The following is a 19,925-nucleotide window of genomic DNA, read 5'->3' as shown; positions in this document are numbered from 1 at the left end:
GAATATGACCCCAACTATCAATGACCGCAATGCGGACTAAGCTGCCATTTGTTCGTGCAATCGAATGACCGTTTCAGATATTTCAGCACAGTATTAGAGCAATGGTATGTACGCTCTCGGTTTTCGTTGACGCCATTGTTCCGGCGATTGGGTCGTGAAGCGATGGTGCTTCAAGCTTGGCCAAAATTGCAGGACATTATACTCTGCTGGTTTTGCCGGAGGGGGAACCTTATGAACGACGGAGTGTCAGAGTCGTCCGAATATATTCATGGCAGTTCGCCGGAGGAACAACACCGGCTGTCCTTGCTTAATGACATTTTGAATGAGTCCTGCCTGAGAGAGCTAAATCTCCAGCCAGGAGAGAAAGTCCTGGATCTTGGCAGCGGGCTTGGCCAGTTTACGCGTCTGATTGCACGGACGGTGGGCAGTAACGGGCATGTCGTCGGAATTGAGCGGGATCGGCATCAAATATTGCAAGCGAAAAGACTCGCCGATAGTTCGGAGGAGTCGAGGCTTGTGGAGTTTCGCAAAGGTGATGCGCTGGAACTTCCGTTGAGCGGGTCAGAATGGGGAACGTTCGACGTGGCGCATGCCCGATTTCTTTTGGAGCATGTACCCCGCCCGGCATTGGTCATTGCACAGATGGTTCGTTCGGTTCGCCCCGGCGGAAGAGTTATTGTCTTTGATGATGATCATGATGACTTTCGTCCGTGGCCCGAACCCCCAGGTTTCCAGGCCCTTTGGCAGGCCTATGTTCGTTCATATGACAGGCTAGGCAGTGACCCGTATGTTGGGCGTCGCCTCGTTTCGTTACTCCGCGATGGTGGATTAACCTCTATTCGCAACACCTGCGTGTTTTTTGGGGGATGCGCGGGAAATGAAAGATTTCAGGCTATCGCTGACAATCTGATTGGCGCGCTTGAGGGCGCTAAAGACTCAATGTTGTCTGGAGAACTTCTGGACGAAGAGTCTTTCCGCTCCGGTATTGAGGGACTTCGGAGTTGGAAAGCGCATTCCTCTGCTGCTTTGTGGTACTCGGCGTGTTGTGCTGAAGGGATCGTACCGCACTAAAGAATAAAGAACGCGACCACTAAGCATTGGTGATGAGACCAAATTCCAGATTACAAATTAGCCACGGCGAGAAGATCGTCAAAGACCTCCGCTCTTTCTTGCCTAAGCCGTCATTCGCACGAGCCCCAGCGTCAGTCAAAACGGGCTCCAAGCGGCCGTTAGGCCTCAACGGATCACGCGCCTAGCCGCTTTCGCCAATGCCGGCAATCCTGTCGATTACCCGCTTGACCGCAGCCGTGTCCTCCTTACCAAAGCCAAGCGCCTCCGCCTCGGCATAGAGCATGTCGGTCACGGAAAAGAGCGGCACCGGGCAGTCCAGGCCGGTGGCAAATTCCGAAATGAGATCAAGGTCCTTGCGCCAGACATCGTTTTTCATCGTCGGCGGCGTGTAGCGGTCTTCGACCATCATCGGGCCACGGACCTCGAACATGCGTGACGAACCCGCGCCGGCGCTGATCACCTCAAGGGTCTGCTGCAGGTCGAGACCCGCCTTTTGCGCCAAGACCAGGGCTTCTGCTGCTGCCGTGTTGTGGATCGATACCAGAAGATTGGCTATGAATTTCATCTTCATGCCATTGCCGAATGCACCCAGATAACGTGTCTCGCGCGCGATGGCGTCAAAGACCGGCCTGCAACGTTTCACCGCGTTCGCATCGCCGCTGGCAAGCACGACGAGATCGCCGGTCACCGCCTGTGCGCCGGTGCCGCTGACCGGACAATCGAGCATTTCGATACCGCTTTGAGCCAGCGTATCGCGCGCGGCTTCCTTGTCTTTGATCGACAGGGTGCTGCATTCAATGACGACGCAACCTGCCGGCCGCTTCGCACAGATATCCTTCGTGACGGATCGGAGCGCCGCGGTTGCCGGCAGGGATGTAATGACAACCGGTGCAGTGGCTGCGGTATCGCAGGCCGAGGCCGCAACGGTTCCGCCCGCCTCTTCCAGCCCCCTCATTGCCTTTTCGTCCGGGTCGTATCCGACAACACAAAGCCCTGCCTTCATGAGATTGGCGGCCATGGCCGAACCCATAATGCCAAGCCCGATCACCCCTGCATCGGCATTCCCATCCATGATTCGGCTCCCCTGTCCACTCCAGATCGGCAGTTGAAACGATCGGCAGCGTGCTTTCAGCGATACCGGATCGTATTATCGATTATCGGTCACTGGAAGTTGTTTCTTGCAATATGCGGTGGTGCAATCGATGCGGGAGTCGGATAACAACTGAAGGACCGACAGCCAAATCGGAGTGCCCGCAACGGGCGCTTCAAACCACGGGATTCAAACTCAATGCGCAATCGCCCGGCAGCGCGGCTTCTCGTGCTCGACCCGAAAGGCCGGGTCCTGCTTTTTCGTTTTGTATTCAAGAAGGGCCCGCTCGCCGGTCAAGACTACTGGGCAACGCCCGGCGGCGGGCTCGAGGGCGACGAAACCTTTGAACGCGCCGCCATTCGGGAATTGCGAGAGGAAACTGGGCTGGAGGTCCGAGAGGTCGGACCGCAGATCGCCAGGCGCCAGTTCAGGCTGCAGCTTCCGGACGGTGAATTCGTCATGGCGGATGAGCGGTTTTACCGCATCGATGTAAAGGCGCTCACCCTGTCACGCAGCGGCTGGACCGCACTTGAAATGGAGGTGATGGAAGAGCACTGGTGGTGGACGCGCGAGGAACTCTTGCGGACAGGCGAGACCGTTTATCCGAAGGATATTCTCTCGCTGATCCCCGACAACAGCTAGCACGCCTATTCGTGCTGCCCACCCTGAATTTCCCGCTCAACAAGAACCCGATCGATCAACCCCCAATCCAGCGCCTCTTGCGCTGTCATGAAGCGGTCGCGATCAAGCGTTTCCTCGACCTCTTTTGAGGTGTGCCCGCAATGCTGTGCGTACAGCGCGATGATGCGGCGCTTGGTCTGTTGAATTTCCTCGGCGTGTATAAAAATGTCCGAAGCCTGCCCCTGAACACCGCCGGAAGGCTGGTGGACAAGCATATTAGCATTGGGCAATGCAGCGCGATGGCCGGGTTCGCCGGCCATCAGCAAGAACGAGCCCATGGAGCGGGCCGTGCCCATGCACAGGGTGTGCACCGGTGCCTGAATGAACTTCATCGTGTCGTATACGGCCATGCCACTGGTAATGACCCCGCCCGGCGAGTTGATGTAGAGATGGATCGGCCTCGCGGGATTTTCCGACTCCAAAAACAGCAACTGCGCACAGACCAGAGCCGATACTGCATCGTTGACCTCACCATTGAGAAAGACAATCCGCTCCCGCAACAGCCTTGAATAAATGTCGAACGACCGTTCACCGCGATTTGATTGTTCGACCACCATGGGGACGAGCTGCATTGTCTCGCGCATCGGCGAACTCCTGTCTTCCTGGGATTATGATTTTGACTGGCGTCAGGCGGCGCGCATGTTGCAGCGCGCATTGCCATTCGCCGCCATCAGCGGCCGCTCCAGCCGTTTGTCGACCAGCGCGTGAACGATCCTGAGGGTGGTGCCGCCGTCGGCGTTTGCATCAATGCGAAACGTGACGACGCTCTCCAGGTGAGGCGGATCATCATCCCGCATCCTGAACGAAACTTCCTCACCGGACCGCGAAGACAGCGGTTCGGTATCCGTGAAATTCGCCGCCGGTAGCCATTTCTCGCGATAGTCGGCGATGCTGATGGCCCGCCAGACCTTCTCCGGCGGCGCATCGAGCCTGTATTCGAACTGCAGATCTTTCTTCGCTTCATTGTCCGTCAAGTCGCTCATTGATCCATGTCCTTCAACAATTCCTTCAGGGCGTCCATCCGCTGCGGCCAGTAGGCGCGATATTTCGCCAGCCACCCGGCAATGAGCGCCAAGCCCTCCGGGTCCACCTCGTAATTGACAAACCGCCCCTGCCTTTCCTCCCGGACCAGCCTTGCATTGCGCAACACTGCCAAGTGCTGGGACATAGCCGGCTGGCTGATCTGCATACCTTCACGCAATGAACTGGCGTTCTTCGCGCCCGATGCCAGTTTCTCGTAGATCGCGCGGCGGGTCGGATCGGCAAGCGCCCTGAAAATGTCATTCTCAATCATGCAATACACATAAGCAGACGCTTATGTGTATTGCAATAGTCTGAAACGGATTTTGTTGCGCGCAGCCGGAATAAACTGACGCTAGTGCGCCTCGTCCCAATTGTCGGCGGCGCGGGCGTCGACCTTGAGCGGAACCTTCATGGAAAGGGCGGGCATGGCAGCGTTCTCCATGACATCGGTAACAACACGAATTGTCTTGTCGACTTCGCTCTCCGGCACTTCGAAGATCAGTTCGTCATGGACCTGCAGGAGCATGCGTGCGGCAAGGCCCGCCTCGTCCAGCGCAGGATCCATTTTGACCATGGCGCGGCGGATGATGTCGGCCGCCGACCCTTGAATCGGCGCGTTAATGGCGGCGCGTTCGTTGAAGGCGCGCATATGCGGATTGCCCGAGGCGATTTCGGGGTAGTGCGCACGCCGGCCGAAGATCGTCTCCACATAGCCGTGCTCGCGAGCATAGGCCTTGGTGCTGTCCATATAGTCCTTGATACCCGGAAAACGCTCGAAATAGGTCTTGATGTAGTCGCTTGCCTCGGAGCGCTCGATGCCGAGCTGATTGGCAAGGCCGAAAGCTGAAATGCCGTAGATGATGCCGAAATTGATCGCCTTGGCGCGGCGGCGCACCTCGGACGGCATGTCTTTCACCGGCACCCCGAACATTTCCGATGCCGTCATGGCGTGAATGTCCATGCCGTCGGCAAAGGCCTGCTTGAGCGCGTCGATATCGGCGACATGGGCAAGCACCCGCAATTCAATCTGCGAATAGTCGGCCGAGACCAGCTTGTTGCCGGGCTCGCATATGAAGGCCGTGCGGATCTTGCGGCCCTCGGCGGTGCGTACCGGAATGTTCTGCAGATTGGGATCGGACGAGGAAAGACGCCCGGTTGTGGTCGCCGCCAGCGCATAGGACGTGTGGACGCGTTTTGTCTCGGGATTAATGAACCCCGGCAGGGCGTCCGTATAGGTCGATTTCAGCTTGGTCAGCTGTCGCCAGTCGACAATCTTGCGGGGCAGTTCGTGGCCTTCCGTTGCCAGGTCTTCAAGCACCTGCGCCGAAGTGGACCATTGCCCGGTCTTGGTTTTCGAGCCTCCGGGCAGGCCGAGCTTGCCGAACAGGATTTCGCCGAGCTGCTTGGGTGAGCCGATATTGAATTTTTCACCCGCCAGCTCCTGAATCTCATCCTCGAGGGCTGCCGCTCCTTGCGCGAAATCGCCCGACAGGCGCGACAGGATCTGCCGGTCGACGCTGATGCCGCGCATTTCCATGCGGGCAAGCACCGGCACCAGCGGCCGCTCCAGCCGCTCATAGACGGAGGCCAGGCTCTCGGCTGCGAGGCGCGGTTTCAACACCTGCCAGAGCCGCAAGGTGATATCAGCGTCTTCGGCCGCATAGGCGGTTGCCTTGTCGATTTCGACAAAATCGAAGGTGACGGCAGATTTGCCGCTGCCGGCAACGTCCTTGTAGGGGATCGGCTTGTGGCCAAGCCAGCGGTCGGACAGCGCATCCATGCCTTGGCCCCCGAGCCCGGCATCAAGGGCATAGGATATGAGCATGGTGTCGTCATAGCCTTCAACTTCAACGCCGTAGCGCTTCATGACCAGCCAGTCATATTTGAGGTTCTGCGCAATCTTCAAAATTGACGGGTCTTCCAGCAACGGCCCCAGCAATGCCAACGCGTCGTCAATCGGAATCTGTCCCTCCGCAAGCCCGCCGCCGAGAAGATCGTCCATGCCGCTCTTATGGTTGAGCGGCACATAACAGGCCTGCACCGGACCCGAGGCGTTGGACGTTGCGTCCTGCGACTGATAAGCGAGTGAAAAGCCTACCAGTTCGGCCTGCATGGCATCGAGCGACGTTGTTTCGGTATCGAATGCGACGACGCCGGTTTCCCTTGCCGATGCAATGAAACCTGCCAGCGTTTGCGTGTCGCGGATGCACAGGTAGGAACCATGATCGATTTTGGCATTGGCGGCCGCCTCGGCCCGGGCTCTTGCCAGATCGCCCGGTTTCCAGCCGCCTCCAGCGGCTGTCCGCTGCGCGGGTTTCGGGTCCGGCGCATCGCCTTCGTCAAGATCCGGCCCATGGGCTTCAGCGCCCCATTCGACAGCGACATCTGCCGGATCAATTGCCGCGGCATCGGTTTCGGTCGCCTCGGCAACACGGCGCGTCAGCGTATTGAAGCCCATTGCCTTCAAAAAGGCGATCAGCTTCGGACCGTCCTGCTCCTCCAGCATGAAATCGGCTGGCGTATCGGTCACCGGCGCATCGGTGCGAAGCGTCACCAGTTCGCGCGACAGGCGCGCCTGGTCGGCAAACTCGATGATGTTTTCGCGCCGTTTGTTCTGCTTGATCTCGCCGGCGCGCTCGAGCAGCGTGTCGAGGTCTCCAAAAGTTTCCAGAAGCTGCGCTGCGGTTTTGGGTCCAATGCCAGGAACGCCGGGAATGTTGTCGGTCGAATCGCCTGTTAGCGATTGCAGGTCGATCATCTTTTCAGGTGGAACGCCCCATTTTTCCACCACCTCCGGTGCCATGATCTTCCGGTCCTTCATGGTGTCGTACATGGTGACATTGTCGGTCACCAGCTGCATGAGATCCTTGTCGGACGAAATGATGGTCGTGTCCGCGCCGGCTTCCTCGGCAAGCCTTGCATAGGTGGCGATAAGATCGTCAGCCTCAAAGCCTTCCATTTCGATGCAGGGAAGGTTGAATGCGCGGGTTGCCTCGCGAATCAGGCCGAATTGCGGGATGAGGTCTTCCGGCGGCGCAGACCGGTTGGCCTTGTATTCGGGATACATCTCCTTGCGGAAGGTCTTGGACGAATGATCGAAGATCACGGCCAGATGCGTCGGCGTGACGCCGACCGAGGTGTCGCGGGCCTCCGAAAGCAGCTTCCACAGCATGTTGCAGAAGCCTGAGACGGCACCGACCGGCAGGCCGTCCGTCTTGCGGGTCAGCGGCGGCAGGGCGTGATAGGCGCGGAAGATGTAACCCGAGCCATCGATGAGAAAGAGATGATCGTCCTTGTTCATGGCCACAGGGATAACGCAGCCTCATGCGCGCGTCCATGGGGATTGCACAATTTCGGAAACGCTCCGGCGCCTCAGTAGGACGGGACGTCCATGCTGCGCTTGGTGGCAAGATAGAGGTTGGTTTCGCTGGCGGAAATACCCTCAATGAGGCGGATCTTGCGCAGGACGCCGTCAAGTGTCGACAGCGCATCGGTCGCCAGTTCAACCACCAGATCCCACTTTCCGTTGGTCGTATGAATTGCCGTGATTTCCGGCATGCCGCGCAGGCGGGAGATGATCCTGTCCGTGCCGCGCCCCTCAATTGACAGCAGCATGATGCCGCGCACCGGCTGTTCGAAGGCGTCGCTGCGCAAGATCACGCTGAAGCCGAGAATCTCGCCCGATTCTATCAGCCGCTCAAGCCGGGTGCGGACGGTGGCGCGCGATACACCAAGCTCCACCGCCAGATCCGAGATGGCGGCACGTCCATTGTGACGCAGCGCAGATATCAGTTTCTGATCTGTTCCGTCCATATCGGAACTTATATCTATCATTTCGATCAATTGGCAACTCAATATGGATAATTTGCCAAGTTTTTTCCGCCGAACACTCGCGAGATAATGAAAAAAACGAGGATTCGGACGACTATTATGAGCAAGACACTGTCCCTGATCGGCGCGCCCGTCGAAACCGGAGCCAGCCAGCCCGGCTGCCTCATGGGCCCTGATGCGCTGAGAACCGCCGGCATCATCGATATGCTGGACAGCCTGGGCTACGAGGTACGCGATCGCGGCAACGCGCACGCCTCACCGGATTGTGGCGTCAAACACCCCAATGCGGCCATTCGCAATCTCGGCGAAACCGTCGGCTGGTCCTGGTCGCTCAGCGAACTGGGTTATAAATCCGCATCTGACGGCCACCTGCCGGTGTTTCTCGGCGGCGATCACTCCATATCCATGGGCAGCGTACCCGCGGTCACCCGCCACGCAATGGAACAGGGCCGGGAGCAATTTGTGCTCTGGCTCGATGCGCATCCGGACTTCCACACGCTTGAAAGCACCCAGAGCGGCAACCTGCATGGAACGCCTGTCGCCTATGTCACAGGCCAACCGGGTTTCGAGAACATTTTCCCGCCGCTCCCGGCCACCGTCGACGCCAATAATGTTTGCATGTTCGGCATCCGCTCCGTCGATGAACGCGAACGCGTTTCGCTGACCGAGGCAGGTGTTACGGTTCATGACATGCGCGCCATTGACGAACACGGCGTGCCGGCGCTGCTCAACGCCTTCCTGGACCGCGTTCGCGCCAGCGGCGGCGCGCTGCATGTCAGTCTCGATGTCGACTTTCTCGATCCGACAATCGCCCCGGCGGTCGGAACGACGGTGCCGGGCGGTGCAACCTTCCGCGAGGCTCACCTCGTGATGGAGATGCTGCATGACAGTGGCCTCGTGACCTCGCTCGACGTGGTGGAACTCAATCCGTTTCTGGATGAGCGCGGCAGAACGGCAAAACTGATGGTGGACCTGGTTGCAAGCCTGTTCGGCAAGCGGGTCATGGACCGCCCGACCCGGTCCTATTAAAGGCAAGGAGGAGATCGACATGGTACATTTTGTCGGTGTAGAGGCAATGATCAGGCTGGTTGAAAAGACCGGCGTCCGGGAATTCTTGAGTGGCCTCAGCCAGGCGATCGAAGACGATTTCCGCCGCTGGCCCGTCTTTGAAAAGACCCCGCGCATCGCCAGTCATTCGAGCGTCGGCGTCATCGAACTGATGCCGACAAGCGACGGCAATCATTACGGCTTCAAATATGTCAACGGCCATCCAAAGAACATGAAGGAAGGCCTGCAGACTGTGACGGCTTTCGGTGTTCTGTCTGATGTATCAACAGGTTACCCCGTATTGGTCAGCGAAATGACGCTGCTGACCGCACTGCGCACCGCAGCCACATCGGCAATGGCCGCAAAGCATCTGGCCCGTCCCGATTCGCGCTGTATGGCCATTATCGGCAATGGTGCCCAATCGGAGTTCCAGGCGCTTGCCTTTGCAGCAATATGCGGCATTGACCAGATCAGGCTTTATGACATTGACCCGACGGCGAGCCTCAAATGCGCCGCAAACCTCGCCGGCCACGGCCTCGACATCACAATCTGTACGACCGCGCAGGACGCCGTTGCCGGTGCGGACATCATCACGACCGTCACAGCGGACAAGCAATATGCCACGATCCTGACGGACAACATGGTCGGCGAGGGTGTTCACATCAATGCCATCGGCGGCGACTGCCCGGGCAAGACCGAACTGCACAAAGATATTCTCCACAGGTCACAAATTTTTGTGGAATTCACCGAGCAGACACGCATAGAGGGTGAAATTCAGCAACTGCCTGAAAACTATCCCGTCACTGAAATGTGGCAGGTCATTACCGGCACGATGCCCGGACGGCAGTCAGCCAAGGAGATCACGCTTTTTGATTCGGTTGGTTTTGCGATCGAGGATTTTTCGGCACTGAATTTTATGCGCAGGCAGGCCTTAAGTCTCGGAATTTTCGAAGAACTTGATCTGATCGCCGACCTGGCGGATCCGCGCAATCTCTTCGGCGTACTGGAGACCAAAAAAGACCCGATTCGCAGGCCTCAGCGGCCACAGGCGGCTGCCTGAAACCCACCAGATTTTAGGGGATCGGGGGTACAGCAATCTGCGCTGTAACGCACTCGTGACCGTATTCCTGCGGTTGTGTCCTTGAATTGCCACATTCATCGGCCCAAATCAGTCTCACCGGCAAGCTAATATGCCGATGTCTGGCGAGAGGCATGTCCCCCGCCACGCCGGACATGAGCGGCGACCTCATCCCCCCCTCTCCGGGTCGCCGCTCACATCCCCAACGCCACCGTGACTTTCCCCTCCAGCCACGGTGGCATCTTTTTGACCTACCCCGCATCGTCAGAGATCGCGATTCAATTTCCGTCACCGGTTGTCACCTGATCATGATGAACCGCCATCTCCGCCACCCGATTTATCCAAAAACCGGTTCCCACTTTTTGGATCTCGCATTTGGCCGCCGCTCGATTTATCCAAAAACCGGTTCCCACTTTTTGGATCTCACAATTGGACGCCGCTCGATTTATCCAAAAAACGGTTCCCACTTTTTGGATCTCACATTTGGACGCCGCTCGATTTATCCAAAAACCGGTTCCCACTTTTTGGATCTCACTCTAATCTCCCGGTTCGATTCCCTTTAGTCAGGAGTATGTTCATGGCCGATCTCGCCGCTGCGCTGTCAAAGGCCGACAGCAATCTTTCAAGCAGTCTCGACCGCTTGTCGGAACTGGTCCGCATAAAGTCCATTTCGACGGATCCCGCCTTCGCAGCCGAATGCCGCAGGGCCGCCGAGTGGCTTGTCGACAGTCTTACCGGCCTCGGCTTTGCCGCCAGTGCGCGCGACACGGAAGGTCACCCGATGGTCGTCGCCCATCATGACGGACCTGACGGCGCGCCGCATGTGCTCTTTTATGGCCACTACGACGTTCAGCCGGTCGATCCGCTTGAACTTTGGACAAGCGATCCGTTCGACCCGAGCATCAAGGAACTGTCGCCGGGCAGAAAAGTCATCACCGGGCGCGGGACAAGCGATGACAAGGGTCAGCTCCTGACCTTCGTTGAAGCCTGCCGGGCCTACAAGGAAACCAATGGCGAGCTGCCCTGCCGCGTCACCATCCTTTTCGAGGGCGAAGAAGAATCCGGATCGAAATCGCTGCAGCCGTTTCTGGAAGCCCACGCGGAAGAGCTCAAGGCCGATCTGGCGATGGTGTGCGATACGGGCATGTGGGATGCGCAAACGCCGGCCATTTCGGTCAGCCTGCGCGGGCTGACCGGCGAGGAGGTCACCATCAAGGCGGCCAGCCGCGATCTGCATTCGGGCCATTACGGCGGCAACGCCGCCAACCCGATTCATATTCTTTCCCGGATCCTTGGCGAAATGCATGATGAAAACGGCCGAGTCACGATCCCGCATTTTTATGACGGCGTGTATGAAACGCCCGACAACATCAAGGCCATGTGGGAAAGGCTAGGTGCGCCGAAAAACTTTCTCGAAGATGTCGGGCTGTCCGTCCCATCAGGGGAAAAGGACCGGACAATTCTCGAACGGGCTTGGGCGCGGCCAACGGCCGAAGTCAACGGCATCACCGGCGGCTATACGGGCGAGGGCTTCAAAACGGTCATTGCCGCCGAAGCTTCGGCAAAAGTTTCGTTCAGGCTTGTGGGCGACCAGGACCCCTATGCGGTCAGGGAAAATTTCCGGGCATTCGTGAAGGAACGCCTTCCCGCCGACTGCTCGGCGGAATTCGCTGAGCACGGAACATCCGGTTCAATCCAGCTTTCCTATGATTCACCGGCACTCGGCAAAGCCGCCGCCGTGCTTGAGGAGGAATGGGAAAAGCCGACCGCCATCATCGGCATGGGCGGGTCCATTCCGATCGTCGGCGATTTTCAGTCCAAGCTCGGAATGGATTCCCTGCTGGTCGGCTTTGCGCTGGAGGATGACTGCATTCATTCGCCGAATGAAAAATACGATGTGCGCTCATTCCACAAGGGCATTCGCTCCTGGGTCCGCATCATGGACGCGCTGGCGCACTAACCGCAGTGTAAAAGAAATTGAGAAATGCCCGGTCGGCCGATCGGGCATTATTCGTTGCGCTCTGCATAGACCACGTAACCAGCAAGATGGCCGGCGCGCAGCACGTCGAGCAGCCCGCTATACCGCTCAAGCACACTTTCATAACCGTCGCTGCCTGCCAGCGCCTCGATCTCGGCGCGGCGGGAGCTGATTTTTGCGACAAGCTGTTCATACCAGTCGACATAGGCGTCACTGATGTCACGTTTTTCCAATAGCGACCAGCCGGCATCCAGCAGATCCGGTGCAATGCGGTCCTCGCGGATCGGGTTGGGCAGGAAGGCCCCGTCACCTTCACGGACCTCATGGCGGCGATAATCGCTCGGATCGACATAATCGAAGATCATGAGCACGGCGCCCGGGCAGGCAACCTTTGCCAGTGCTTCCAGTGCCGTTTTGTGATCCGCCAGCGCATAGAGCACGTTGAACATCGTGACCGCATCGAACCGCAGATCAAAAAGACCGGCAACTTCGGCAATATCGCAGGTCTCAAAGCGGATGCCGGGATGATCTTTGCGCGCGTTTTCAATCGAGCGCGGCTCGATGTCGATGCCGGTTACATGTCCCCAGCCGTGTTCCTGCATATAGGCCGCCGTTCCGCCCCGGCCGCAGCCGGCGTCGAGCAATGTTCGCTCCGGGTCCTTCGGTAAGCCTGCCATCGCAAGTTCGATGGCTTCCTCCTCACCGGCATGGGCGTAATTGCCCTGCCGCACGAGCGCCAGGATCTGCTTTCCAAGGAACGAATTCATCGTAAAGGATGACGTCATCGACAAGCTCCATCGCTTGTTTGCCGTGGCATCATAGATTGAGTGGAGCGACTGCGAAACCGTCTGTGCTCCGTCCCTACTGCCTTACCGCTTCAAGCCGTGCCCATCGCGGCCGCTCGAACAGGAAGCCGCCGTAACCGGTCCTTTGAACAAGCCAGAAAAGGACGATCGGGCCAATAACGGCTGCAATCCAGACCAGAAGCGATACGGTGCCGATGTCCGGGATGACACCCATTTTCAACAGGACAACGCGCGTCACCGCCATCGGCAGGAAGAAGGCAAGATAAATGACGATGGAATGGGCGCCGCACCAGCGGATGAATTCACCCTGATGGAGTTTCGCCAACACCGCGCTCACCGAGACCAGAGCGATAACGCCCCAAATGCCCAAAAGCAGAGAAATGACCGGCATCATCGAAAACGCGATTGCCGATCCCTCGACACCGGACGCCGCCCAGCCGGGCAGGGCCGATAGCGGGATCATCCATGCGGTTGCGAACCAGGTCACAAGAACAATCGCCGCGGTTGCCGCCATGAAATAGAGGGGCCTGTCCTGGGCCCGAACCGCAAGCCGGAACACCACATCGGAAAATGCGTATCCTGCAAAGAACCAGACAAAATAGTTTGCGAACATATCGATGATCATCGATCCGGTATGGATCGGCAGGATCTGCAGCAGAACCGCCACGCCAAGCACCATGTGCGGCGAAAAGCGACGGACCATGCGCGTGACAATGAAAAACACCGGCAGGATATAGATGAACCATAAGGTTCCGAAGGGCTGGACAAAGGCCAGCAGGTAATTGCCGATCGGCGCCAGAACGCCGCCATCGGCGGCTATGCCCGGCGCCTTGAAGGCAAACTGGATGGTCAGCCACAATATGTAGAAATAGGCAAAATGCAGGATCTTTCCGTCAAGGAAACGGTTCAGCGGCTTGTCGACGCTGCGCATGAAGAAAAGACCCGAGGCCAGAAAGAAGGCCGGCATGCGCATCGGCTGCGCTATCTCTATGAATAGATGCATCCAGCCGTCCTGACCCGCCGCCTTTTCAACGCCTGCAACGGAATGCAGCATGACCACCAGCAGGATGCAGAAGCCTTTCAGATAGTCGACCCACTCGACCCGTCCGGATTCGATGTGAACATAGTTTCTTACGTTGTCGGCAACACCCGGTGCGCCATTGCGTCTTTCCACATAAGCCATAAGCGGTCCATCAACGGAGGATTTTGGATGGGCTGCACAATACCAGCCGGTCTAAAGAGAAGTGTTAACGCGGTTTGCACAGTGTTACCGCGTTTGGAAAATCGATTAACGCCCCCTTAAATTGCCGCATTTAGAGTCCAAGCGCGCATCAATTGAAAATTTGCTGGATCGCATGGCCTCAAAACGCAAAAAGCAAGCTCGTATCGAGCCCTCGCTCGGACGCCGCAACAAGAGCGGCGACCTGCGCGCCAGGCCCGGAGACCGGGTTGCCGGCGGCAAAACCGCGTCAAAACGCAAAGGCGGCAAGGCCAGGAAAAGGTCCGGCGGATCCAGGCGGAAATCCAGATCCGGGGCAGCGCGGCGCGGGCTGTCCGGATTTTTCAGACAATCCCTGTACTGGTGTTTTGTCCTCGGGCTTTGGCTGGCCATCGGCGTCGGCGGCCTTGTTGCCTATTACGGTGCCAAAATGCCAAGCGCGACGACCTGGGCGGTTCCCGACCGGCCGCCAAACGTCAAGATTGTTTCGTCCGACGGCAGAACCATGGCCAACCGCGGCGCAACCGGCGGCGAGGCGCTGACGCTGTCGCGCATGTCTCCTTATATTCCGCAGGCCGTGGTCGCCATTGAGGACCGGCGCTTTTACTACCACTTCGGAGTCGACCCCATCGGCCTTGCCCGCGCCATGGTCAGCAATGTGATGGCTGGACGCATGGTGCAGGGCGGCTCGACCCTGACCCAGCAGCTCGCCAAGAACCTTTTCCTTTCTCCGGAACGGACGCTGGAGCGCAAGGTCCAGGAAGTGCTGCTCGCCTTCTGGCTTGAGCACAAATTCACCAAGGACCAGATTCTCGAAATGTACCTGAACCGGGTCTATTTCGGCTCCGGCTCCTATGGTGTGGAGGCCGCCTCGCGGCGCTACTTCAAAAAACCGGCCCGCGATGTGAACCTTGCGCAGGCCGCCCTTCTCGCCGGCCTCCTGAAGGCGCCGTCGCGGCTTTCGCCGGCCCGCAATCCGGAAGCCGCAGAAGCGCGCGCGCAGATCGTGCTGGAGGCAATGCGTGACGAAGGCTATGTTTCCGACCGGGAAATCACCACCGCCATGACACGGGAGCCAACCCGGGCCAAGAGCTACTGGACCGGTGCGGAAAACTATGCCGCGGATCTGGTCATGGACCGGCTGGAATCGCTCATCGGCGGCAAGGTGACGCGCGATCTGATCGTTGATACGACCATCGATTTCAGGATGCAGCAGCAGGCGGAAAAGACCATACGGAACGCCATCGACCGCAACGGCCGGAAACTCAAGGTTTCGCAAGGCGCACTTGTGTCGGTCGACGGTTCGGGCGCCATTCGCGCCCTGGTCGGCGGCTACGATTATTCGGTCAGCCAGTTTGACCGGGCAACCACGGCCAGACGGCAGCCGGGATCGGCCTTCAAGCCATTTGTCTACGCGGCGGCGCTGGAGATGGGCCGCACCCCGCAATCGGTGCGCAACGATGCGCCAATCCGCATCGGCAAATGGACGCCTTCCAACTACGATCAGAAATATCGGGGACCGGTGACGCTGTCCGATGCGCTCGCCGGCTCTCTCAATACCGTGGCCGCACAGCTCGTCATGGAAGCGGGCCCCAACAATGTCGTCAAGACTGCGCGGCGGCTTGGCATCGAATCGAAACTCAAGGCCAATGCCTCCATCGCGCTCGGCACTTCCGAAGTCACGCTGACGGAACTCACGGCTGCCTACGCTCCGTTTATGAACGGCGGCTTCAAAGCAACGCCTCACATCATCAAGCGCGTCAGGACCGCCAAGGGCAAGGTGCTTTACGAAAACACCTACGACAACCCGCCACGGGTGCTGCGTCCGCAGATCATCGCGATGATGAACGGCATGCTGGTGCGCGCCGTCAACGAGGGAACCGGCCGCAAGGCCCGCCTCAACGGATATCAGGCAGCCGGCAAGACCGGCACAAGCCAGGCCTTCAGGGATGCGCTGTTTGTCGGTTACACGTCCAATCTTGCAACAGGCGTCTGGTTTGGCAACGACAATGGCAAACCGACCCGCAAGGTCACCGGCGGAGCGATGCCGGCACTTGCCTGGAAGGAATTCATGCAGGCTGCACACAGCGGCTCATCAAGCGCGCGCCTGCCAGGCCAATACGCGGTTCCGAGCGATCCGAGCCGTGTTGCCGTGCCGGTAACGCGCCCGTCAAATATTCCCGTCCGCAGGCCTTCCGGCGAAATCGTTGATCGCGGTGAACGCCCTTCCCAGACGATTGGCGGCACCGCACTGGACCGCACCGGATCGACCCGCAGGCCTTCACCGCCGGCCGATGTCGGCAACCGCCAATCGGGTGAAACCACCACGCTGCTCGACATCATCCTGGGCAATTAACCTGCATCGGATGAGCCGGGCTGCTTGAATCCCATACGCCAAAGCAGCTGATCGAACCGGTCCTGGCCATAGAACGGCTCACCTTCATGGACAAAGACGGGAACGCCCCAGTGACCGGCGGCCAGAAGTCTTTCATGATTTGCTGCGAAGAGCGCGTCATACGCATCGGCGTTTTCCTTAGCCCTGCGCGTCAGATCGCCATGGTCCAGGCCAGCGCGTGCGGTTGCGTCCGCAAGGGCTTGCCCCGTGTGCCAGTTCTTCGTCGTTCCATCCCATATGAGACGGGCGACCTGATCGAGAAAGGCCCAGCCTTTGCCCGCCTCGTCGGCTGCGGCCGTCAGGTGATTGAGATGATGGATGCGCGGCTGCGACTGCTCGGCCCTGTAAAGCGTACCGCGTTGCATCGCAACCGGATAAGGTCGGGCCTCGCCATAGGGCAGGCCGAGGTAGGCGGCCGTGCGTTTCACGTCGGTCAAAAAGTAGTCCTGCTCCATGGGAGGCCGATCGCTAAACGCACCGGCATTTCGCAAGACCCCGGGCAGGACAAGACGCAGAACCATCTCGACGTCGGGTCTGGCGTTGATGGTGAGAATGCGGTCGAGGGCGAAATAACAATAGGGGCTTTGATGGGACCAGTAGACATCCACCGACTTTGTCATGGCCACCGCCTCGTCCTTGAATGAAGCAAAACCTTGTCCCTTCCCGAACTCAAAAGCAGCCCCGGATCAACCGTTTGAAAAAGTTACCGGTCGGTAACAAATTGTGTGGGCCTGCAATGAAGGGATTGTCTTATCATTGTGCGAGCGAAATTGAGTGATGCGAAAATGCAACAGCACAAATCCTTTCAGTGCCGGCGGTGCTGTAACAGCTTGCAAATTGCGGGCTGTCGGGGTTTTCTTTGGGTGAACATAACGCGTGGCGGGGGCCATCTTGTTCATGCGATTTCAGTCTGGAATCGCCCTGTTAGTTGCGGTGCGGTTTATGTATTGGCGTCGCTTCTCATACTTCAGACGACACCTTCCTGAGTAATTTGGAAATCGGCCGTTGTGCCGACGTTTGGGAATTCCGCTTCGGTGCCGGCGCCTTCGATTGGTGCCTGGCAACGATGCGGATTTTTCCATCTGTGGCCATCCGCGGCTCTTGTCACCGGCAGGCAACACCGACATTGACATATCGCCGCACCCGTCGCTGCCAGCAATTTACACCCGTTGCACCAATGCAATCACAGCCGGTCCAAATCCGTCGCCTGAAACCGTGAATTGACATTTTATCTATCGGGTCAATGGAAGGTGTTTCTGATTTCGGCAAACCGCCCACCGCAACCGCGCTATGCCGATATGAGGAGACTTGCATGCTTTCTATTTTTGATTGAATGTCCCTTCCTTTATTTTCTTCTTCTGGTTGTTAATGGATCAAAAATTGCCCGTCCTGTCGATTCAGGGCTTTTCAGAGGGCCTGTCACAATGCTATCGGCGGTCACGCAAAGAGCGAAGGTCGAAACCGAATCCTGCCTTGCAGTCCCATAACGGCTTTCTTATATACGCTTCAACAACGGCATCCTGCCGGATGCTGGGGGATAATACCGCTAGGGACTGTCATACGGAACGCCGCATCGGGTCCGGACGGTTCGCTTCAAGGAGAATGTAAATGGCAAAAGTTATTGGTATTGACTTAGGAACGACCAATTCCTGCGTCGCCGTCATGGATGGACAAGACGCCAAGGTCATCGAAAATGCGGAAGGCGCACGCACCACACCATCAATGGTCGCATTCAGCGACGATGGAGAGCGCCTCACCGGACAGCCTGCCAAACGCCAGGCTGTAACAAATCCCGAAAACACCATGTTCGCTGTCAAGCGCCTGATCGGCCGCCGGTACAACGACAAGATGGTTGAAAAGGACAAGGACCTCGTCCCCTACAAGATCGTCAAGGCCGACAATGGCGACGCATGGGTGGAAGCCGGCGGCTCTACCTATTCGCCTTCGCAGATTTCCGCGATGATCCTGCAGAAGATGAAGGAAACGGCTGAGACCTATCTCGGCGAAACCGTCGACAAGGCCGTCATTACGGTTCCTGCCTACTTCAACGACGCCCAGCGCCAGGCCACCAAGGATGCAGGCAAGATCGCAGGACTTGAGGTTCTGCGCATCATCAACGAGCCGACCGCGGCCGCTCTTGCCTATGGCCTCGACAAGAAGGAAGGCAAGACCATCGCCGTTTACGACCTCGGCGGCGGCACCTTCGATATCTCGGTTCTTGAAATCGGCGACGGTGTCTTCGAAGTCAAATCGACAAACGGTGACACCTTCCTCGGCGGTGAAGACTTCGACATGCGCCTGGTCGACTATCTCGCCAAGGAATTCAAGAAAGACCAGGGCATCGACCTGAAGGGCGACAAGCTTGCTCTGCAGCGCCTGAAGGAAGCCGCTGAAAAGGCCAAGATCGAGCTGTCCTCGTCTGCCCAAACCGAAATCAACCTGCCGTTCATCACGGCAGACCAGAGCGGTCCGAAGCACCTGACCATGAAACTGTCGCGTGCCAAGTTCGAAAGCCTGGTGGACGATCTGATCCAGCGTACGGTCGATCCGTGCAAGGCCGCCATCAAGGACGCCGGCATCCAGCCAGGCGAAATCGACGAGGTCGTTCTCGTCGGCGGCATGACGCGCATGCCGAAGGTTCAGGAAGTCGTCAAGCAGTTCTTCGGCAAGGAGCCGCACAAGGGTGTGAACCCGGATGAGGTTGTCGCCATGGGCGCTGCCATCCAGGCAGGCGTTCTGCAGGGCGACGTCAAGGACGTTCTGTTGCTCGATGTTACGCCGCTGTCTTTGGGCATCGAAACGCTCGGTGGTGTCTTCACCCGCCTGATCGACCGCAATACGACGATCCCGACGAAAAAGTCGCAGACTTTCTCGACGGCCGACGACAATCAGAACGCGGTCACGATCCGTGTTGCCCAGGGCGAGCGCGAAATGGCCGCCGACAACAAGATGCTTGGCCAGTTCGACCTGGTTGGCATTCCGCCGGCGCCCCGTGGTGTCCCGCAGATCGAAGTCACCTTCGATATCGACGCCAACGGCATCGTCAATGTGTCCGCCAAGGACAAGGGCACCGGCAAGGAGCACCAGATCCGCATTCAGGCTTCCGGTGGTCTGTCCGATGACGACATCGACCAGATGATCAAGGACGCCGAAAGCAACGCCGAAGCCGACAAGGAACGCCGCGACGCTGTCGAAGCCAAGAACCAGGCGGAAAGCCTGATCCATTCGACCGAAAAATCGCTGGCCGACTATGGCGACAAGGTCGGTGAAGAAGACCGCACGGCCATCACCGAAGCTGTCGAGGCCCTGAAGGCCGCCATCGAGGCTGAAGAGCCGGATGCGGAAGACGTCAAGGCGAAGACCGCTACCCTTGCCGAAACGGCAATGAAGCTTGGGCAGGCCATGTACGAGTCCCAGCAGGCTGAAGCTGCAGAAGCTGACGCCGCCGCCGATGCTGCCGCAGACGCGGCCGCCGATGGCGAAGACGTCGTCGACGCCGATTTCGAAGAAATCAAGGACGACGACGAGAAAAAATCGGCTTAAGCCGGACAGCCGGTGCGTCAAGGCGCATGCACCGGCTGCTCGCCCGAACCGGTTTTCCGGGAAGCCCAATATGACTTTCCCGGAAAACCTTTTTGTCGTTTTGACCCGCACTCCCTGGAGCTGCTACACGATGCGACCAAAAGAAACCGGGCGAATTTCGTTC

General features: G+C 58.4%; 17 protein-coding genes. 8 read left to right on the top strand and 9 right to left on the bottom strand.

Annotation, left to right across the window (positions count from 1 at the left end):
• The first annotated feature begins 231 nt into the window (after window positions 1–231).
• Window positions 232–1,071: a methyltransferase domain-containing protein gene (locus ABVT35_RS20720; protein ID WP_368469006.1), complete on the top strand. Its 840-nt coding sequence runs from the start codon at window positions 232–234 to the stop codon at window positions 1,069–1,071.
• A 181-nt stretch (window positions 1,072–1,252) separates the two neighbouring features.
• Here the strand turns inward: ABVT35_RS20720 and ABVT35_RS20715 are convergent, their stop codons facing one another.
• Window positions 1,253–2,143, bottom strand: coding sequence for an NAD(P)-dependent oxidoreductase (locus ABVT35_RS20715; RefSeq protein WP_368469004.1), 891 nt, complete (start codon window positions 2,141–2,143; stop codon window positions 1,253–1,255).
• A gap of 216 nt (window positions 2,144–2,359) precedes the next feature.
• Between ABVT35_RS20715 and ABVT35_RS20710 the strand changes: the two genes are divergently transcribed.
• Window positions 2,360–2,803, top strand: a complete 444-nt coding sequence (locus ABVT35_RS20710; RefSeq protein WP_368469002.1) for an NUDIX hydrolase — start codon at window positions 2,360–2,362, stop codon at window positions 2,801–2,803.
• 5 nt (window positions 2,804–2,808) lie between these two features.
• On the opposite strand, the gene ABVT35_RS20705 is transcribed toward ABVT35_RS20710, so the two are convergent.
• From ABVT35_RS20705 to ABVT35_RS20685, 5 genes are all read right to left on the bottom strand, one after another.
• Window positions 2,809–3,426, bottom strand: a complete 618-nt coding sequence (locus ABVT35_RS20705; protein ID WP_368469001.1) for an ATP-dependent Clp protease proteolytic subunit — start codon at window positions 3,424–3,426, stop codon at window positions 2,809–2,811.
• Between the two features lie 42 nt (window positions 3,427–3,468).
• Window positions 3,469–3,825 (bottom strand): SRPBCC domain-containing protein, encoded by a 357-nt coding sequence (locus tag ABVT35_RS20700; protein ID WP_368468999.1) that lies wholly within the window; start codon window positions 3,823–3,825, stop codon window positions 3,469–3,471.
• Window positions 3,822–4,136, bottom strand: a complete 315-nt coding sequence (locus tag ABVT35_RS20695; protein WP_368468998.1) for an ArsR/SmtB family transcription factor — start codon at window positions 4,134–4,136, stop codon at window positions 3,822–3,824. The genes ABVT35_RS20700 and ABVT35_RS20695 overlap by 4 nt, the downstream gene beginning before the upstream one ends.
• Before the next feature lie 81 nt (window positions 4,137–4,217).
• The gene (gene polA / locus ABVT35_RS20690; RefSeq protein ID WP_368469686.1) at window positions 4,218–7,166 is read right to left on the bottom strand and encodes a DNA polymerase I; all 2,949 of its coding nucleotides are present in this window, start codon (window positions 7,164–7,166) and stop codon (window positions 4,218–4,220) included.
• Between the two features lie 71 nt (window positions 7,167–7,237).
• Window positions 7,238–7,678: an Lrp/AsnC family transcriptional regulator gene (locus ABVT35_RS20685; protein WP_368468996.1), complete on the bottom strand. Its 441-nt coding sequence runs from the start codon at window positions 7,676–7,678 to the stop codon at window positions 7,238–7,240.
• Between the two features lie 117 nt (window positions 7,679–7,795).
• Here ABVT35_RS20685 and rocF point away from each other — a divergent pair, with 117 nt between their 5' ends.
• From rocF to ABVT35_RS20665, 4 genes are all read left to right on the top strand, one after another.
• The gene (gene rocF / locus ABVT35_RS20680; protein WP_368468995.1) at window positions 7,796–8,725 is read left to right on the top strand and encodes an arginase; all 930 of its coding nucleotides are present in this window, start codon (window positions 7,796–7,798) and stop codon (window positions 8,723–8,725) included.
• Between the two features lie 19 nt (window positions 8,726–8,744).
• On the top strand, window positions 8,745–9,803 hold the full coding sequence (locus tag ABVT35_RS20675) for an ornithine cyclodeaminase (protein ID WP_368468993.1): 1,059 nt from the start codon (window positions 8,745–8,747) through the stop codon (window positions 9,801–9,803).
• A 152-nt stretch (window positions 9,804–9,955) separates the two neighbouring features.
• Window positions 9,956–10,384, top strand: coding sequence for a hypothetical protein (locus ABVT35_RS20670; protein WP_368468991.1), 429 nt, complete (start codon window positions 9,956–9,958; stop codon window positions 10,382–10,384).
• Window positions 10,385–10,398: 14 nt separating this feature from the next.
• The gene (locus ABVT35_RS20665) at window positions 10,399–11,781 is read left to right on the top strand and encodes a M20/M25/M40 family metallo-hydrolase (RefSeq protein ID WP_368468990.1); all 1,383 of its coding nucleotides are present in this window, start codon (window positions 10,399–10,401) and stop codon (window positions 11,779–11,781) included.
• A 47-nt stretch (window positions 11,782–11,828) separates the two neighbouring features.
• On the opposite strand, the gene ABVT35_RS20660 is transcribed toward ABVT35_RS20665, so the two are convergent.
• The gene (locus tag ABVT35_RS20660) at window positions 11,829–12,584 is read right to left on the bottom strand and encodes a class I SAM-dependent methyltransferase (protein WP_368468988.1); all 756 of its coding nucleotides are present in this window, start codon (window positions 12,582–12,584) and stop codon (window positions 11,829–11,831) included.
• Window positions 12,585–12,660: 76 nt separating this feature from the next.
• The gene (locus ABVT35_RS20655) at window positions 12,661–13,788 is read right to left on the bottom strand and encodes an acyltransferase family protein (RefSeq protein ID WP_368468987.1); all 1,128 of its coding nucleotides are present in this window, start codon (window positions 13,786–13,788) and stop codon (window positions 12,661–12,663) included.
• A 172-nt stretch (window positions 13,789–13,960) separates the two neighbouring features.
• On the opposite strand from ABVT35_RS20655, the gene ABVT35_RS20650 reads away from it, so the two are divergent.
• Window positions 13,961–16,180, top strand: a complete 2,220-nt coding sequence (locus tag ABVT35_RS20650; RefSeq protein ID WP_368468986.1) for a transglycosylase domain-containing protein — start codon at window positions 13,961–13,963, stop codon at window positions 16,178–16,180.
• Here ABVT35_RS20650 and ABVT35_RS20645 read toward each other — a convergent pair.
• Window positions 16,177–16,839, bottom strand: coding sequence for a 2-hydroxychromene-2-carboxylate isomerase (locus tag ABVT35_RS20645; RefSeq protein ID WP_368468984.1), 663 nt, complete (start codon window positions 16,837–16,839; stop codon window positions 16,177–16,179). The two genes, ABVT35_RS20650 and ABVT35_RS20645, sit on opposite strands and share 4 nt — an antisense overlap.
• Window positions 16,840–17,827: 988 nt before the next feature.
• On the opposite strand from ABVT35_RS20645, the gene dnaK reads away from it, so the two are divergent.
• A complete protein-coding gene (gene dnaK, locus ABVT35_RS20640) occupies window positions 17,828–19,762 on the top strand; it encodes a molecular chaperone DnaK (protein ID WP_368468982.1) in 1,935 nt (644 codons plus the stop codon).
• Window positions 19,763–19,925 lie beyond the last annotated feature (163 nt).

The organism is Hoeflea sp. TYP-13 (genome assembly GCF_040932035.1).
In the GTDB taxonomy this organism is placed as follows: Bacteria; Pseudomonadota; Alphaproteobacteria; order Rhizobiales; family Rhizobiaceae; genus Hoeflea_A.
Note: the sequence above shows the minus strand (reverse complement) of the source record. Positions and strands in the feature narration are given on the sequence as shown.

Excerpts from the sequence above, each read along its gene's own strand:
- ABVT35_RS20720 (WP_368469006.1), top strand. The coding sequence starts at position 232 with ATGAACGACGGAGTGTCAGAGTCGTCCGAATATATTCATGGCAGTTCG.
- ABVT35_RS20715 (WP_368469004.1), bottom strand. The coding sequence starts at position 2,143 with ATGGATGGGAATGCCGATGCAGGGGTGATCGGGCTTGGCATTATGGGT.
- ABVT35_RS20710 (WP_368469002.1), top strand. The coding sequence starts at position 2,360 with ATGCGCAATCGCCCGGCAGCGCGGCTTCTCGTGCTCGACCCGAAAGGC.
- ABVT35_RS20705 (WP_368469001.1), bottom strand. The coding sequence starts at position 3,426 with ATGCGCGAGACAATGCAGCTCGTCCCCATGGTGGTCGAACAATCAAAT.
- ABVT35_RS20700 (WP_368468999.1), bottom strand. The coding sequence starts at position 3,825 with ATGAGCGACTTGACGGACAATGAAGCGAAGAAAGATCTGCAGTTCGAA.
- ABVT35_RS20695 (WP_368468998.1), bottom strand. The coding sequence starts at position 4,136 with ATGATTGAGAATGACATTTTCAGGGCGCTTGCCGATCCGACCCGCCGC.
- polA (WP_368469686.1), bottom strand. The coding sequence starts at position 7,166 with ATGAACAAGGACGATCATCTCTTTCTCATCGATGGCTCGGGTTACATC.
- ABVT35_RS20685 (WP_368468996.1), bottom strand. The coding sequence starts at position 7,678 with ATGGACGGAACAGATCAGAAACTGATATCTGCGCTGCGTCACAATGGA.
- rocF (WP_368468995.1), top strand. The coding sequence starts at position 7,796 with ATGAGCAAGACACTGTCCCTGATCGGCGCGCCCGTCGAAACCGGAGCC.
- ABVT35_RS20675 (WP_368468993.1), top strand. The coding sequence starts at position 8,745 with ATGGTACATTTTGTCGGTGTAGAGGCAATGATCAGGCTGGTTGAAAAG.
- ABVT35_RS20670 (WP_368468991.1), top strand. The coding sequence starts at position 9,956 with ATGTCCCCCGCCACGCCGGACATGAGCGGCGACCTCATCCCCCCCTCT.
- ABVT35_RS20665 (WP_368468990.1), top strand. The coding sequence starts at position 10,399 with ATGGCCGATCTCGCCGCTGCGCTGTCAAAGGCCGACAGCAATCTTTCA.
- ABVT35_RS20660 (WP_368468988.1), bottom strand. The coding sequence starts at position 12,584 with ATGACGTCATCCTTTACGATGAATTCGTTCCTTGGAAAGCAGATCCTG.
- ABVT35_RS20655 (WP_368468987.1), bottom strand. The coding sequence starts at position 13,788 with ATGGCTTATGTGGAAAGACGCAATGGCGCACCGGGTGTTGCCGACAAC.
- ABVT35_RS20650 (WP_368468986.1), top strand. The coding sequence starts at position 13,961 with ATGGCCTCAAAACGCAAAAAGCAAGCTCGTATCGAGCCCTCGCTCGGA.
- ABVT35_RS20645 (WP_368468984.1), bottom strand. The coding sequence starts at position 16,839 with ATGACAAAGTCGGTGGATGTCTACTGGTCCCATCAAAGCCCCTATTGT.
- dnaK (WP_368468982.1), top strand. The coding sequence starts at position 17,828 with ATGGCAAAAGTTATTGGTATTGACTTAGGAACGACCAATTCCTGCGTC.